Source organism: Mycobacterium sp. IDUB_37, assembly GCF_055419245.1.
Genome location: NZ_JBVAXG010000003.1, coordinates 596,316 through 610,516, shown reverse-complemented (window position 1 = coordinate 610,516; position 14,201 = coordinate 596,316). Strand labels below are relative to the sequence as shown.

The window sequence follows — 14,201 nt, the reverse complement described above, 5'->3', positions numbered from 1 at the left end:
GTACGGCCCATGGGATTACGCGGAGAAGCCGCAATCGTCGGTTATGTGGAGCTGCCACCCGAGCGGCTGAACAAGGCCTCGCCCGCGCCCTTCGTTCTCGAACAATGGGCTGAGCTCGGCGCCGCCGCGCTCGACGACGCCGGACTGTCGGGCGAAGTCGTCAACGGCATTGTCACGTCTCATCTGGCCGAGTCGCAGATCTTCGTGCCATCGACGATCGCCGAATACTTGGGAGTGCCAGCCCGATTCGCGGAGCTGGTCGATCTCGGCGGAGCCAGCGCCGCAGCGATGGTCTGGCGCGCGGCTGCCGCAATCGAACTCGGCATCTGCGACGCCGTCCTGTGCGTACTGCCGTCCCGCTACATCACGCCGACGTCGAAGAAGAAGCCTCGACCGTTGGTGGACGCGATGTTCTTCGGTTCATCGAGCAACCAATACGGTTCTCCGCAAGCCGAATTCGAGATTCCCTATGGGAACCTCGGCCAGAACGGACCCTATGGTCAAGTGGCCCAGCGCTATGCGGCGGTCTACGGCTACGACGAGCGGGCGATGGCCAAGATCGTCGTCGACCAACGCGTCAATGCCAACCACACTGAGGGCGCGATCTGGAAGGACAAACCGCTCACCGTCGACGATGTGCTGGCAAGTCCGGTCATCGCCGATCCGTTGCACATGCTGGAGATCGTCATGCCGTGCGTAGGTGGTGCCGGCGTGGTAGTCGCGAATGCCGATCTCGCCAAAAAGGGCCGCAATCGCCCGGTTTGGATCAAAGGCTTCGGTGAACACGTGCCGTTCAAGACGCCGACCTATGCCGACGATCTGTTGCAGACGCCCATGACGGCCGCTGCCGACACTGCGTTCGGTATGACCGGCCTGAGCCGGGATCAGATGGATATGGTCTCGATCTACGACTGCTACACCATCACGGTCATGCTGTCGCTCGAGGACGCGGGCTTCTGCGAGAAGGGCAAGGGCCTGGAGTTCGTCGCCAACCACGACCTCACCTTCCGCGGTGACTTTCCGCTCAACACCGCCGGCGGCCAACTCGGATTCGGCCAGGCCGGGTTAGCCGGTGGTATGCACCATGTCTGCGACGCCACCCGCCAGATCATGGGGCGCGCGGGAGAGGCGCAGGTCGCCGACTGTAACCGTGCCTTCGTGTCGGGCAACGGCGGAATCCTTTCCGAACAAACGGCGCTCGTCCTGCAAGGCGATTGAGAACGGAAGGGTCACCAAGATGGCTATCAGCTTTGATCGTCCGATGCCTGTCAAGACGCCGACGACCGCGCCGTTCTGGGATGCGCTGGCCCAGCACCGCATCGTTATCCAGTACTCGCCGTCATCGCAGAGCTTTGTGTTCTATCCGCGGGTGCGCGCCCCGCGCACCCTGGCCGACGACCTGGAATGGCGCGAGATCTCTGGCATGGGAACGTTGTATTCCTACACCGTGGCCCACCGTCCGGTCAGCCCGCACTTCGCCGACGCCGTTCCACAATTGCTGGGCATCGTCGAATGGGACGAGGGCCCAAGGTTTTCCACCGAGATGGTCAACGTCGAGCCCGGCGACCTGCGCGTCGGCATGCGGGTGCGCCCGGTGTTCTTCGACTATCCCGAACATGATGTGACCATGCTGCGGTACGAGCCCGCCGACTGACGGGCGCCTGTGCCGAGTGTGCGTCTGGCCGCGCACTCGAGAGGGTGACTACATCTGCGCCCAGACGATCTTCGTCTGCAGGTAGGTGTCCAAGCCGGCCTTGCCGGACTCGTAACCCCACCCGGACTGCTTGTAACCACCGAAGGGCATGGAGTGGTCGAACTGCATCTGGCAGTTCAGCCCCACCGTTCCGGCCTTGAGCCGCTTGGCAACTCGGTGCGCGCGGCCGAGGTCCTTGGTCCAGCAGGTAGCGGCTAGCCCGTAGGTGCTGTCGTTGGCCAGCGCGACAGCCTCGTCCTCGGTGTCGAAGGGGATGACCGCGACCACCGGGCCGAAGATCTCCTCCTGGAACAGCCGACTCGTGGAAGCGACGTTGGTGAGCACGGTGGGGCGGATGAAGTAACCCTTCCGGTCCACGCGCTGTCCGCCGGTGACGACCTCGACGCCGTCAGACCGGCCCTGATCGAGGTAGCCCAGCACGCGGGTGAGCTGCTTCTGGCTGATCAGTGGGCCGATCAAACTGCCCTCGTCCTTGGGTCCGCCCTGGGGCAACTGGTCCGCGACTTTGGCCAGCGACTCCACGAATTGGTCGTAAACGCCGCGCTGCACGAAGATCCGGGATCCGCACACACACGCCTGCCCGGAGTGGATGAAGGTTCCGAATGCCGCCATCGGGACGGCCTTGGACAGATCGGCGTCGTCGAAGACCACCACCGGCGACTTGCCGCCGAGTTCCAGCGTGACCTTCTTCAGGTTGCTCTCGCCGGCGGCGTGCACGATGGCACGGCCGACCTCGGTCGACCCGGTGAATGCCACCTTTTCCACATCGGGGTGCGCAGTGATCGCCGCCCCCGCGGTGTGCCCGTTGCCCAGCACCAGGTTCGCCACGCCTTCGGGTACGCCGGCCTCGTGCAGGATGTTGTCCAGCACCAGAGCCGAAAGCGGCGTCTCCTCAGCGGGTTTGACGACGCTGCTACAACCCGCCGCTAGCGACGGCGCGAGCTTTGCGCAGAAATTGAAGACCGGGCCGTTCCAGGGGAAGATCAGGCCGACCACGCCGTAGGGCTCTTTGAGTGTGTAGGCGTGCTGGTGTGAGTCGATCCCGGTGAGGCCGCCGGTGTGGATGTCGGCCGCGATGCCTTCGATCTTGGTGCACCAGCCGGCGTAGTACCGGAAGAACTCGGAGCCGACGGTCACCGTGCCCTGGGCCTGCAGCGGGGTCATTCCGGCGTTGAGCGATTCGAGTTCGGCGAGCAGTCCGGCGTTCTTGTCGATCAGCTCGCCGACTTTCCACAGGATCTTCGCCCGGTCGCTGGGCGACTTGTCTCGCCACACTCCCGACTCGAAGGATGCCCTCGCCCGCGCGACCGCTTCGTCGACGGCCTCCGGACCGCAATCCTTGAACTCGGTTACCTGTTCTTCGGTGGCGGGATCGACAACGGTGATCGCCTCACCGGTGCCTGGGCGCTGCCGAAGATCGTCCAAGACAGTCTGGACCGTCATGGGTACTCCTCCTTGAGTAGCTGGCTCGTCACGTGGCGATCGCAAGGGCGGCGCAGCCGTTCGCAACGGGTCGCGCCACTATCACCAACCGCGAGGTTATGCGCTTAACCAAAACTTGTCCAGCGACCCCGAGGTTCACAAACCAAGGTGTCAGGTGGAGGACCGCACCACGACGCGGGCGATGTCGGTGATGTCGGGAGACGGCGCGGCCGGATATCCCAACTGTTCGTAAACGGCGGCAATGGCAGCGTCGGCCAGCGCGCGCGGGTTGAATTCGACCGAGGTCAGCGGCGGTGTACTGACCGCGCCCATCGGGCTGGCGTCTACGCCGATCACGGCGAGATCCTCGGGACAACGCAGGTGCGCGGCGTGGATGCCGTACAGAACCAGGCAGGCTATGTCGTCGCTCTGCGCGCACACCGCAGTCACCCCGTCCCGGACCCATCCGCGCACCACGTCTGCCGCGTTATCCACCGCGATCTCGGCGACGCCCACGGACGGCAGGTCGCGCGACTTGGCCGCGCGGGATACGCCGTCGAACCAGTAGTCGCCCAGGGCGCGCCATTTGGCGCTCCCGCCATAGGCAAAGGCGATCTGCCGGTGCCCGCGCGAGACGAGGTGCGCGACCCGCATCTCGCCAACCGCGAGGTGTGGATCTCCGAGAGCGGGCAGCGTACCGATCTCGACATAGGGGATGCCCGCAGCCGTCACCGCCCTTGACGCCGCTTCACTCAGCGGGAAGAGACTCGTGACAGCAACCGGGTCGAGGTTCTCGATCGCATCGACGACGTGATGGTTGTCCTCGGTCTCGAAGATCTGTACTTGCAGCAAACCGATTCGTGCGAATTCCGTGGTCATCCTGGAGCCGGCCTGGATCGGCATGTCACCGACGGCTATGTGTGGAACGACGAAGAGGACGACGCCACTCTTACCGCGGGCAAGATTGCGCGCCGCCATGTTCGGTCGGTAACCCAGCAATTCTGCTGCGTGGTTGACCGCGTCCCGGGTTTGCGCCGAGATCCGGCGCCCCTCGGCATTGTTGAGGACGTAACTGACCGTCGCGGTCGAGACTTCTGCCAATCGGGCCACGTCTGCGGTGGTGGGTCGGACATTCTTGTCCGTGCTCAACTCATCACCTCCCACGATGTACTGGTGGCGACCCGCCGCGCCCGGCGCTGCCGCGCTTGCGATCGCCACGCTCGCGCGCACGCCTCATGGTGGCACGTGCCCGCAATCGGCACCGCACGGAACTGGATTCGGTGCTGACGTTACTGTGACTAATAGTTGATAGTGACACGCGGGTGGTTGCGCTGTGAAGACGCTAAATACCGTTGACCGGTGATCCAAATCATTATCTACTAGTCACTGATTGCAATCGCAGGGAGTCACCATGAACACCGACGATCTGATCCTGATCAGCGTTGACGACCACATCGCCGAACCCGCGGACATGTTCGACGCCCACGTTCCGGCAAAGTACAAAAACCTCGCGCCCCGAGTGGTTATCGAACCCGACGGCATCCAGCAGTGGTACTACGGCGACATTCGCGGACGGAACATGGGCCTGAATGCCGTAGCGGGCAAACCACGGGAGATGTACAACGTCGACGCCTCCCGCTACGACGAGATGCGTCCGGGGTGCTTCAACGTCGACGAGCGGGTTCGCGACATGAATGCCGGCGGCCAGTTGGCCGGCCTGAACTTCCCCAACTTCACCGGTTTCTCCGGTCAGGTGCTCAATCAGGGACCCGACCGCGACGTCAATCTGGTGATGATCAAGGCCTACAACGACTGGCACGTGGACGAGTGGTGTGCCGCGTATCCGGGGCGGTTCATCCCGTGCGGCATCCTGCCGCTTTATGACGTGGTCGAAGCGGCCAAGGAGGTGAAACGACTCGCGGACAAGGGCTGTCACGCGGTGACGTTCTCGGAGAATCCGGAAGCCTTGCAGATGCCCAGCATTCACACCAAGTACTGGTACCCGCTGTTCGAGGCGGTGTGCGACAGCAACACCGTGTTGTGCACACACGTCGGGTCGGCATCGCGGTCTCCGATGGTGTCGATGGATGCCCCGGCCAGCGTGATGATGACCGCGTCGTCGATGATGAGCATGTTCACCTTCACTGAGTTGATCTGGGCCGAATTCTGGTCGGATTTCCCGAATCTGAAGTTCTCGCTGACCGAAGGCGACGTGGGCTGGATGCCCTACTTCCTCTGGCGTGCTGAGCACGTCTACAACCGCCATTCGGGCTGGACGCTGGCCAAATTTCCGCCGGGATACGCCGGTCCGGCGGACGTATTCAAGCGACACTTCTACACCTGCTTCATCAGCGACAAAGTTGGTGTGCACAACTTGAATTGGTTCAACGAGAACATGTTGTGCTGGGAATCCGACTTCCCGCATTCCGACAGCAACTGGCCGTTCGCACCCGAGGACGTCATCGATACGATGGGCCATCTCGAGGATTCGGTCATCAACAAGATCACTCACGAAAATGCCATGGCCGCATACTCTTTCGAGCCTTTTCAGCACATTCCCAAGGAGCACGCCCGGGCTGGCTACCTGCGCAGCCAAGCCACCGATGTTGACGTGGTGACACACGTGGGCCATCAGGCCAGTCAGCGGGACCGCGATGCGTGGACACGGATGACCCAGTTCGCACTGCAGGCACAAGGCGCCCGACCGACGACGGTCGAAGTCAGCGGAATTGCCGGTCGCGCCGCCACTTTGGGCAACTGACAGTGCCAGACCTGACCCGCGCGCCGTTCGCCGGATGGCGCGTACTGGAGCTGTCCAACGGGATCGCGCCGGCCTATGCCGCCAAGATGTTCGCCGATGCCGGTGCTGAAGTCGTCAAAATCGAGACTGCGCAAGGGGATTCGCTACGAAGGTGGTCTGCTGCCGGCGGGCCGCCCGGTGCGTTGTTCGGGTACCTGGCTGCCGGCAAGAAGTCGGTGACCGATCGCGACACTGCGGATCTGCTGGCCGGCGCTGACGTCGTGTTCACGGACCTGACCGACGGATGGACCCTGGACGGCCTCGCAGCAATGACCGGCGGAGCGGCGGTCATTGTCGCGGTGACGCCGTTCGGAACGACCGGGCCTTACGTCGATGACCAGTTGCGCGCGAATGAGTTCATCCTGCAGGCGATGTGCGGCTCGATCGCCAGCCGCGGGTGGCCCGGTGACGAGCCCGTGCAGGCAGGTGGGCGACTGGGCGAATGGTTGGCCGGGACCTTTGCGGCGGCTGTCGCCGCTGCTACCACCCGGAGCGCCGTCCGCTGCGGACGCGGCGAAATCATCGACGTTTCAACGTATGAGGCAATGGCCATCGCCATGGGCGGGCTGCCCGCAATGTCGGCCAGCGTGATGGGTCTAGACTCCCTGATGAACTCCCGCAGTTTGGAACTGCCGTCGATCGTCCCGACTGCCGACGGCATGATCGGCTTCTGCACCATCACCGCGCAGCAGTTCCAAGACTTTCTGGTGCTGATCGAACGCGCAGACCTGATCGACGATCCGGGGCTGGCCTCGATCGACGGCCGTATCGCGCGTCGCGCCGAGTTCCTGGAGATGGTCTGTGAGTGGACCACAACCCGCACCACGCAGGAGATCGTCGATCTCGCGGTGGCATTCCGAATTCCGGTAGCTCCCATAGCCACTCCGACGACGCTGCCTAACGTCGATCACTTCGTGCAACGAGGCGTGTTCGTTGAATCCGAACTCGGCGTGCTGCAACCACGGGTGCCCTATCGCGGGGAAGCGATCGTGACCAGGCCACCCGGTCCGGCCCCCGAGCTTGGTGCGGACACCGGCGGCGTGGACTGGCCACCGCGCCCCGCCCCAGCGGACCGTGTGGATGACGGCGCGCTTCCCCTATCCGATGTCCGGGTAGCCGACCTGACCGCGTTCTGGGCCGGTCCGGTGGCCACCCAGTTCCTCGGCGCGCTCGGCGCCGATGTCATCAAGGTCGAGGGCGTTCGCCGACCTGACGGCATGAGGTTCTCCGCCGGCCGTCCGCCCGATTGGGACCAGTGGTGGGAATGGGGCCCAGTCTTTCTGTGCAGCAACAACAACAAGCGTGATGTCAGCGTCGAACTCGGCACCGAGGCCGGGCGGTCGGTTGCCCTCGATCTCATCGCCGCAAGCGACCTGGTGATCGAGAACTTCTCGCCACGGGTGATGGACAACTTCGGCCTCGACTGGGACACCGTGCAGGTGGCCAACCCACGCGTGGTCGTGGTTCGGATGCCGGCGTTCGGGCTTGACGGCCCCTGGCGCGATCGCGTGGGTTTCGCACAAACGATGGAGCAGGCGACCGGAATGGCCTGGATGACCGGACATGCCGACGGCCCACCGCTGATTCCGCGCGGTGTGTGCGATCCGATCGCGGGACTGCATGCGGCCTTTGCGGCCGTAGCGGCGCTGGTCATCCGGGACCGGGACGGGGTGGGCGTGCACGTCGAGTCGACGATGGCGGAGTCGGCGTTGAATGTGGCAGCCGAGATGCTCGTTGAATACTCGCGCAACGGAATTGAGCTGCGCCGCCAGGGAAACCGCGGCCCAGGGGCGAGTCCGCAGGGGGTATACGCCTGTCAGGGCGACCCGGAATCCAGCGATGCTTGGGTCGCGCTCGCCGCGCTCGACGACACCGCGCGGATGGCCGTGGCCGGTCTCATCGGCCAACCGGACTTGAATCTCGACGAAGCCGGTTGGCGTGAGAGAGCCGAGGAACTCGACAAGTTGATCGCTGCCTGGGCGGAACCCCGCACTGTGGCCGAAGCGGTTGCCGCACTGCGTTCCCGAGGTGTGGCCGCTGCGCCGCTCACCGCTCCGGCGGGCCTCCTCAGCGATCCACACCTACTGGCCCGTGGGTTCTGGGAGCGGGTCGACCACCCTGTCGCGGGCTCGTTCCTGTGCACGGGCATGCCGTTCACCTTCGTCGGGAAGCCGAGGCGCTGGATCCGGCGAGTGGCTCCGCTGTACGGCCAGCACAGCCGGGAGGTGCTGACCGAGGTATTGGGTTGCAGTCCAGATGATCTGGCTGTGCTACGCGAGTCGGGGATCACCGCGACCCGGCCGGCGGGCCTGTAGATGGCGGTCACACTGTGCGTACCGCCGCGCGCGGGTGAGTTGTGCGCACCGGTTCGATTCCTGCTGCGCCAGGATTCCGTCGTGATGGAACTGACTGCGCGGCACCGCATCACCAGCGTCGAGTGGGACGAAGCGGAGTCCGCGTTGGCGATGGTCGTCGAGATCACCGATCCGCAGACCGCACGCCCGGTGGATGTACGGATCGACATTTTGGAAGGTGTTCATAATCAAGGCATTACGAGCGCTGAAGCCCGAGCCAGATGGATTGGCAAGATCATTCGGGATGGCAGGGAATACGACGTGGTGGGCACCTATCTCGGCGTAGTCGCCGACGAAAACTGAAGGAGACAGGGTGAGTGCAGTCAAGCGCACAGCGGCCATCGTGGGGGTGTGTAACACCGCACAGGGACGTCGCCTGGAAGGCGAGACCTCGCGAAGCCTGTCGATTCAGGCCATCCAGGGTGCGCTCGCAGACGCCGGGTTGAGTCTCGCTGACGTGGACGGGATCAGTGCGGGGGCGATGTCCACCGCACTGATCTATGACCTGCGCATCGGACCTGCCTGGCAGGGTGTGGGTTTCGGCGTCGGAATGATCACTGAAGCGGCCACCGCAATCGAACACGGTATGGCCGACGTGGTGGTGCTCGTCGCCGCCCAGGCGGGTGAATATCGTGATCACGAAGCCACGGCGCCGTGGACCAGGCCGGAGAACGAATTCGTCGCTCCGTGGGGCATGTTCACCACCGCGGAGTTCGCGCTCATCGCTCGGCGGCACATGCACGTCTACGGTACGACGCGCGAACAACTTTCAATGGTCGCCGCAACCATCCGCAACAACGGATCGAACAATCCGGAAGCCGTCTACTACCAGCGTGGCCCGTTCGCGCCGGCCGACATCACCGCCTCCCGGCTCATCGCCGATCCGTTTCATCTCCTCGACTGCGCCACCACGTCCGAAGGTGGCTGCGCGCTGGTGGTCGCAAACCTCGACACGGTGAAAGGCAAGTCGGACAACGATATTCGACCAATCTTCGTCCTGGGCAGCGGCGCCGACTTTCACGGACCGTCGTATCAGCATCCACCCGCTTGGGATCTAGCCGGGCGCCGAGGCGATCACGTGAACGGCGTGGTCGGCCGGCGTGCGGCGGATCGCGCCTTCACCCATGCCGGACTGGGGCGCGACGATGTCGATGTGCTCGAACTCTACGATCCGTTCTCGTTCGAGATCATCCGACAGTTGGAGGCCTTCGGGTTCTGCGGCGAAGGCGAAGGCGGCCCCTTCGTCGCCGACGGGCATATCGCCATCGATGGAAGTCATCCGATCACCACGGACGGGGGAACGATGTCATTCAGCCATGCCGGCGCAAACCCGCAGATGATGCAGCGCGCGGTGCGAGCTGTCCATCAGCTACGTGGCGAAGCCGGGATCCTGCAGGTGCCCAACGCCCATGTTGCCTTGTGCAGCAACGGGGGAGCTGGGGCCCTGTTCACCACGGTGATGCTGCTGGGGGTCGAGCCGCGATGATTCTGCGACCGCAATCCGGCTCCGTGCCGCATGCTGAAAGCTCTGTTAGCGCGCCGTTTTGGGACGGCTGCCGATCGCGGAAGCTGAGCTTCCAACGCTGCGCCGACTGCGGGCTGGCCAACTTTCCCCCGACTGAGCACTGCCGCCAATGTCTTTCGGCCGAAGTGCCCTGGGAACAGAGTCGCGGCGTCGGCGAGATTTACAGCTGGACAGTCGTTCACCGGCCGGTCACCGCGGAGTTTCAACCGCCCTACGCGCCGGCGATCGTCACGCTGGACGAGGGCTATCAGATGTTGACCAACATCGTGGGGATAGCGCCCGACGAGCTGACCGTCGGACTGCGAGTGCAGGTCCAATTCCATTCCCTTGAACAGGATTTGACCCTTCCGTACTTCACCGGGTCGCCGTGAGTCCCGCCCGCACCACCAACGGTCTGCCGGTAACCGCTTACCTCGTACTGGGGGTGCTGGCGGCCACCGACGAACAACTCACCGCCGGCGAAGTCAAGATGCGCGCCGAACTGTCGGTAGGCCACTTCTACTGGTCGCCATCGGTCAGCCATGTTCGCCGGGAACTGAACAGACTGCTGGCGGGGGGGATGGTCAACGAGATCGAAGCCCAGTCCGGCAAGCGGGCCATCACGTTGTACGAGACCACCGGGTCCGGACTCGATGCGCTGCGCCGCTGGGTGCAGCACTTTCCCGGTCAGGATCAGGTGGTCATCAAACACCCGGTCATCCTGCGGACCTGGCTGGCCAGGGGCGAGGACCCGGAACGTGTCGTCGAAACGTTGGATCGGCACCTCGAGGCGACCCGGGCGCGTCTGGACGAGGCGCTGTGGTCTCGCCAGCGTTCTCGCGAAGTCGGCATCATCGACGATCCAGATCAGCGTTACTCTTTCGCGGTTCTGGACTATGCGATCCGCGGCCTGTACGCCGAGATCTCCAACATCCAGCAACTTCGTGACGAAATTGCCACCGGCACAACAAGAGATCCGGTTGCACGGGTTCGGCGACCCAAAGGGCAGATCCGACGCCGGGCGTCCAGTCGCGGGTCGCGACCAACGGATCAGCGCTGACCGTCGCCTGCGTCAACCGCCGAGCATCACCAATCCGCCGTCGACCGCCAGCAGTTGCCCGGTGATGAATCCAGAGCCCGGCCCCGCCAGGAAGACCAACATCGGTCCGAGGTCGCGTGCCGGATCTCCGAGCGCGCCGCCGATCGGAATCCTCGTCTTGAGCTGCTGGTCGATGAGGGCCCCGGCTTCGGGTCCGAGGAACTCCCGCAAGCGATCCGCGCCCGGTGTCTGTACCGCGGGCGCCAGTGCATTCACCGTGATCCTGTCGAAGGCCCACGCCTGAGCCGCCGATCGCGTCCACGCCTGCACCGCACCCTTGGTCGCCGCATACACAGCCGAAATCGGACTGCCCATAACGGCTTCGGATGAGCCGAAGTTGATGATCCTGCCGCCCTTGGGATCTTGGTCCTTCATGACGGCATGGGCGGCCTGGTTGGTGAGAATGGTCGCTTTGACGTTGGTGTCGAGCAGGAACGAGATGTCCTCGGCGTTGATGTATCCCGGGATTCCCGCCTGCCACAGACCCGCCGCGTTCACCAGGACGTCGAGGCCACCGGAGCGTCCGGCCGCCTCTTGCACCGTGGCTGTGACGGCATCCGCTTCGCGTACATCGCACTGCAGCCAGTTAGCGCTCAGGCCCTCCGGCGGAGGGGTCCGGTGATAGGTGGCGGTCACTTCGGCCCCCGCCGCGGTGAGAACCGCGACCGCCGCGGCGCCGATACCGGTGGCCCCTCCGGTAACCAGGATTCGCCGACCTTGCAACGTCGCATCTGACATTCTGGCAACGCTAACCGGCGCGACGGGCCGACTCCAGACCAGGCTGAGGCAGTATCGGTATCCATGACGGCACTGCTGTGGGACCAGCACACCTGCCTGCCACTGCAGGGTGACGCCGAAGCCGCACCGCTGGCCCGCTACCGACGCCGCGGCGGCGCGTTCCTCTCGGTCAACGCGGGCTATTCACCACACAGTTTCAACGACACCATGGCGCTGCTGCGGCATTTCCGTTCGGCGGTGGATGCCCACCCGGACCTGGAGCTGGCGGCCACTGTCGACGATGTGAAAGCCATTGCGGGTCAGGACCGTATCGCAGTTGTCTTCGACCTCGAAGATTCACATCCGATAGGCGACGACCTGGACAACCTGGCCGTGCTGGCCGAATTCGGGGTAAGGACCCTACTTCCCACGTACAACCACGCCAACCGCGCCGGCAGCGGCTGCCTGGACACCACCGACCGCGGTCTCACGCCCTGGGGCCGCTCGATCGTTGCCGAGATGAACAGGGTCGGAATCGTTCCGGACGGATCGCACTGCAGCGCTCGCACCGGGCTCGGCCTGTGCGAGGTCTCTACCGGCCCGGTGATCTACAGCCACTCGTGCATGCGGGCGGTGTGGGATCACCCGCGCAATATCAGCGATGAGCAGGCTCGGGCGTGCGCGGCGAGTGGCGGCGTCATCGGCATCACCGGCGTCGGGATCTTTTTGGGGCCCAACACCCCAACCCTGGAAGCCATGACTCGACACCTGGAGTACGCGGTTGAGCTGGTCGGCATCGAACACGTCGGCATCAGCAGCGATTTCTCCTTCGACTACGACGATTTCATCGACGAGCTGACGCGCAACCCACACTTGTTCGACGACAGCTACACGCGATGGGGGCCGATCCAGTGGATGCCGCCAGAGACATTGCTCACTCTCGGCGCGCACCTCGTCAGCCGAGGATGGGGTACCGTCGACGTTGCCGCCGTGCTGGGCGGTAACTTCTGCCGGGTCGCTGAATATGCATGGCGTCCCTGAGGATTCGCGCGAGTAGCTAGGCCCGCACGGCGACCGCACTCAGCAGATCGGCAAGCCGCTCCGGTTGATCCAGCATCGAATACGTCCGCGCTCCCTCGATGATCTCGAGACGAGCGTTGGGCAGGGTCGCCGCCAGTCTCCGGCCGTCTTCAAGTGGGAAGAAGAGATCGTCGGAAGACCACGCGATGAGTGCCGGTTTGTCGAACTCGGGCAGTCGCGCCGCCACTTCCGTGGTGACTTCTGTGCGCAGCGAGAGTGAAAGCTGGCGCAGGTCTTCGGCGATGGCCGGATTGGCCAGGCCGGGTTGAACCCACATCTTGGTGAGCTCATCGATGTCGCTGTGGGCCAGGCCCTCGTACGCCCGCCTGCGTACGGCCGGCAACCGCATGGGCTGGGACGCCGCCCGGAATGTCATCTTGGACTTCGCCGCGAGAATAATCGGCTTGAGAATCGGTGGCGGAAAGTGTTCGAAGGCATCGCAACTGGTGAGTACCAGCGCACCGAGACGTGCGGGATGGTGAACCGCTACCAATTGGGTGACCACACCGCCGGTGTCGTTGCCGACCAGCACCACGTCTTGAAGGGCAAGGGCGTCAAGCACATCGGAGACAATCTGAGCCACGCCAAAGATGGTCTGGTCGGCGCCGGGGCGCAGGGGTTCGGGATGGGCGCCGAGTGGCCAGGTGGGGGCGATGCAGCGGAGCCCCCGCGCGGCGAGTCGCGTGCTGACTTGACGCCACAGCTCGCGACCCATCATGTACCCGTGTACGAACACGACCGGCCTACCGTTATCGGGTCCAGTTACTTCGTAATGGATGGTTCCGGCATTAATGTCGATCGACGGCATCGGATCTCCTGAAGGGGTTACACTTACAAACAGTCTGTCTGTTCGTAAATTACCAACAGGTTGTATGGAAATCAAGAGGCGCACTCAGGTCGAGCGCTCCGCGGCAACCCGCGAGGCGCTGATCGCGGCTGCCCGCACGCTCTGGGGTCAGCGCGGGTATGCCGAGGTGGGCACGCCGGAGATCGCCACCGAGGCCGGCGTCACTCGCGGTGCGATGTATCACCAATTCACCGACAAGGCAGCGCTATTCCGCGAGGTGGTCGAGGTGGTCGAGCAAGACGTGATGATGCGACTGGCCACCCTGGTGGCCACTTCCGCGGCCGATACGGGCGCGGCGACCCCCGCGGACATGATCCGCGCGGCGGTCGACGCCTGGCTCGAGGTGTCCGGCGATCCGGAAGTGCGTCAACTGATCCTGCTGGACGCGCCGTCGGTACTCGGCTGGGCCGGGTTCCGCGACGTCGCACAGAAGTACAGCCTGGGCATGACCGAACAATTGATCACCGAGGCCATCAAAGCCGGCCAACTCGCGGACCTGCCGGTGCGGGCGACCGCCACCGTGCTGATCGGTGCACTGGACGAGGCCGCCATGGCCATCGCCACCGCCGACGACCAAGAACTCGCCCGTGAAGAGGTCCGTCGGGTGCTGCGTCGGCTGATTGACGGGATGCTCGAGAGCTGAAAATCGAGTAGCCGGATACCC

The 14,201-nt window shown here is 64.3% G+C and carries 14 protein-coding genes; 10 read left to right on the top strand and 4 right to left on the bottom strand.

From position 1 onward, the window contains the following. The first annotated feature begins 9 nt into the window (after window positions 1-9). Together ACZY1I_RS13475 and ACZY1I_RS13470 are read left to right on the top strand one after the other, a co-directional pair. A complete protein-coding gene (locus tag ACZY1I_RS13475) occupies window positions 10-1,218 on the top strand; it encodes a thiolase family protein (protein WP_463754890.1) in 1,209 nt (402 codons plus the stop codon). Window positions 1,219-1,237: 19 nt separating this feature from the next. Then, window positions 1,238-1,654, top strand: coding sequence for a Zn-ribbon domain-containing OB-fold protein (locus tag ACZY1I_RS13470; protein WP_463754889.1), 417 nt, complete (start codon window positions 1,238-1,240; stop codon window positions 1,652-1,654). A 48-nt stretch (window positions 1,655-1,702) separates the two neighbouring features. Here ACZY1I_RS13470 and ACZY1I_RS13465 read toward each other — a convergent pair whose 3' ends face one another. Beyond that, window positions 1,703-3,157 carry an aldehyde dehydrogenase family protein gene (locus tag ACZY1I_RS13465; protein ID WP_463754888.1) on the bottom strand — a complete coding sequence of 485 codons (1,455 nt, stop codon included), beginning with the start codon at window positions 3,155-3,157 and terminating at the stop codon, window positions 1,703-1,705. 150 nt (window positions 3,158-3,307) lie between these two features. Next, on the bottom strand, window positions 3,308-4,285 hold the full coding sequence (locus tag ACZY1I_RS13460) for a LacI family DNA-binding transcriptional regulator (protein WP_463755128.1): 978 nt from the start codon (window positions 4,283-4,285) through the stop codon (window positions 3,308-3,310). Window positions 4,286-4,547: 262 nt separating this feature from the next. Between ACZY1I_RS13460 and ACZY1I_RS13455 the strand changes: the two genes are divergently transcribed. From ACZY1I_RS13455 to ACZY1I_RS13430, 6 genes are read left to right on the top strand one after another with little or no spacing between them, the layout of a single operon-like run. Beyond that, the gene (locus ACZY1I_RS13455) at window positions 4,548-5,897 is read left to right on the top strand and encodes an amidohydrolase family protein (RefSeq protein WP_463754887.1); all 1,350 of its coding nucleotides are present in this window, start codon (window positions 4,548-4,550) and stop codon (window positions 5,895-5,897) included. An 11-nt stretch (window positions 5,898-5,908) separates the two neighbouring features. After that, window positions 5,909-8,251, top strand: coding sequence for a CaiB/BaiF CoA-transferase family protein (locus tag ACZY1I_RS13450; RefSeq protein ID WP_463755127.1), 2,343 nt, complete (start codon window positions 5,909-5,911; stop codon window positions 8,249-8,251). Then, window positions 8,252-8,593 (top strand): hypothetical protein, encoded by a 342-nt coding sequence (locus ACZY1I_RS13445; protein ID WP_463754886.1) that lies wholly within the window; start codon window positions 8,252-8,254, stop codon window positions 8,591-8,593. Between the two features lie 10 nt (window positions 8,594-8,603). After that, a complete protein-coding gene (locus tag ACZY1I_RS13440; RefSeq protein WP_463754885.1) occupies window positions 8,604-9,776 on the top strand; it encodes a thiolase family protein in 1,173 nt (390 codons plus the stop codon). Beyond that, window positions 9,773-10,186, top strand: coding sequence for a Zn-ribbon domain-containing OB-fold protein (locus ACZY1I_RS13435; RefSeq protein ID WP_463754884.1), 414 nt, complete (start codon window positions 9,773-9,775; stop codon window positions 10,184-10,186). The genes ACZY1I_RS13440 and ACZY1I_RS13435 overlap by 4 nt, the downstream gene beginning before the upstream one ends. Then, window positions 10,183-10,854: a MarR family transcriptional regulator gene (locus ACZY1I_RS13430; RefSeq protein WP_463754883.1), complete on the top strand. Its 672-nt coding sequence runs from the start codon at window positions 10,183-10,185 to the stop codon at window positions 10,852-10,854. The genes ACZY1I_RS13435 and ACZY1I_RS13430 overlap by 4 nt, the downstream gene beginning before the upstream one ends. Window positions 10,855-10,866: 12 nt before the next feature. On the opposite strand, the gene ACZY1I_RS13425 is transcribed toward ACZY1I_RS13430, so the two are convergent. Continuing rightward, window positions 10,867-11,631 (bottom strand): SDR family NAD(P)-dependent oxidoreductase, encoded by a 765-nt coding sequence (locus ACZY1I_RS13425; protein ID WP_463754882.1) that lies wholly within the window; start codon window positions 11,629-11,631, stop codon window positions 10,867-10,869. A gap of 63 nt (window positions 11,632-11,694) precedes the next feature. Between ACZY1I_RS13425 and ACZY1I_RS13420 the strand changes: the two genes are divergently transcribed. Next, window positions 11,695-12,651, top strand: coding sequence for a dipeptidase (locus tag ACZY1I_RS13420; protein WP_463754881.1), 957 nt, complete (start codon window positions 11,695-11,697; stop codon window positions 12,649-12,651). Between the two features lie 16 nt (window positions 12,652-12,667). Here the strand turns inward: ACZY1I_RS13420 and ACZY1I_RS13415 are convergent, their stop codons facing one another. Continuing rightward, window positions 12,668-13,498 (bottom strand): alpha/beta fold hydrolase, encoded by an 831-nt coding sequence (locus ACZY1I_RS13415; RefSeq protein WP_463754880.1) that lies wholly within the window; start codon window positions 13,496-13,498, stop codon window positions 12,668-12,670. Between the two features lie 64 nt (window positions 13,499-13,562). Between ACZY1I_RS13415 and ACZY1I_RS13410 the strand changes: the two genes are divergently transcribed. Next, window positions 13,563-14,180: a TetR/AcrR family transcriptional regulator gene (locus ACZY1I_RS13410; protein WP_463754879.1), complete on the top strand. Its 618-nt coding sequence runs from the start codon at window positions 13,563-13,565 to the stop codon at window positions 14,178-14,180. The last annotated feature ends 21 nt before the right edge of the window (window positions 14,181-14,201 follow it).

Bases quoted from the DNA above. Each gene is read 5' to 3' on its own strand.
- ACZY1I_RS13455 (WP_463754887.1), top strand. From the start codon at position 4,548: ATGAACACCGACGATCTGATCCTGATCAGCGTTGACGACCACATCGCC.
- ACZY1I_RS13425 (WP_463754882.1), bottom strand. From the start codon at position 11,631: ATGTCAGATGCGACGTTGCAAGGTCGGCGAATCCTGGTTACCGGAGGG.
- ACZY1I_RS13410 (WP_463754879.1), top strand. From the start codon at position 13,563: ATGGAAATCAAGAGGCGCACTCAGGTCGAGCGCTCCGCGGCAACCCGC.
- ACZY1I_RS13475 (WP_463754890.1), top strand. From the start codon at position 10: ATGGGATTACGCGGAGAAGCCGCAATCGTCGGTTATGTGGAGCTGCCA.
- ACZY1I_RS13415 (WP_463754880.1), bottom strand. From the start codon at position 13,498: ATGCCGTCGATCGACATTAATGCCGGAACCATCCATTACGAAGTAACT.
- ACZY1I_RS13420 (WP_463754881.1), top strand. From the start codon at position 11,695: ATGACGGCACTGCTGTGGGACCAGCACACCTGCCTGCCACTGCAGGGT.
- ACZY1I_RS13435 (WP_463754884.1), top strand. From the start codon at position 9,773: ATGATTCTGCGACCGCAATCCGGCTCCGTGCCGCATGCTGAAAGCTCT.
- ACZY1I_RS13470 (WP_463754889.1), top strand. From the start codon at position 1,238: ATGGCTATCAGCTTTGATCGTCCGATGCCTGTCAAGACGCCGACGACC.
- ACZY1I_RS13465 (WP_463754888.1), bottom strand. From the start codon at position 3,157: ATGACGGTCCAGACTGTCTTGGACGATCTTCGGCAGCGCCCAGGCACC.
- ACZY1I_RS13445 (WP_463754886.1), top strand. From the start codon at position 8,252: ATGGCGGTCACACTGTGCGTACCGCCGCGCGCGGGTGAGTTGTGCGCA.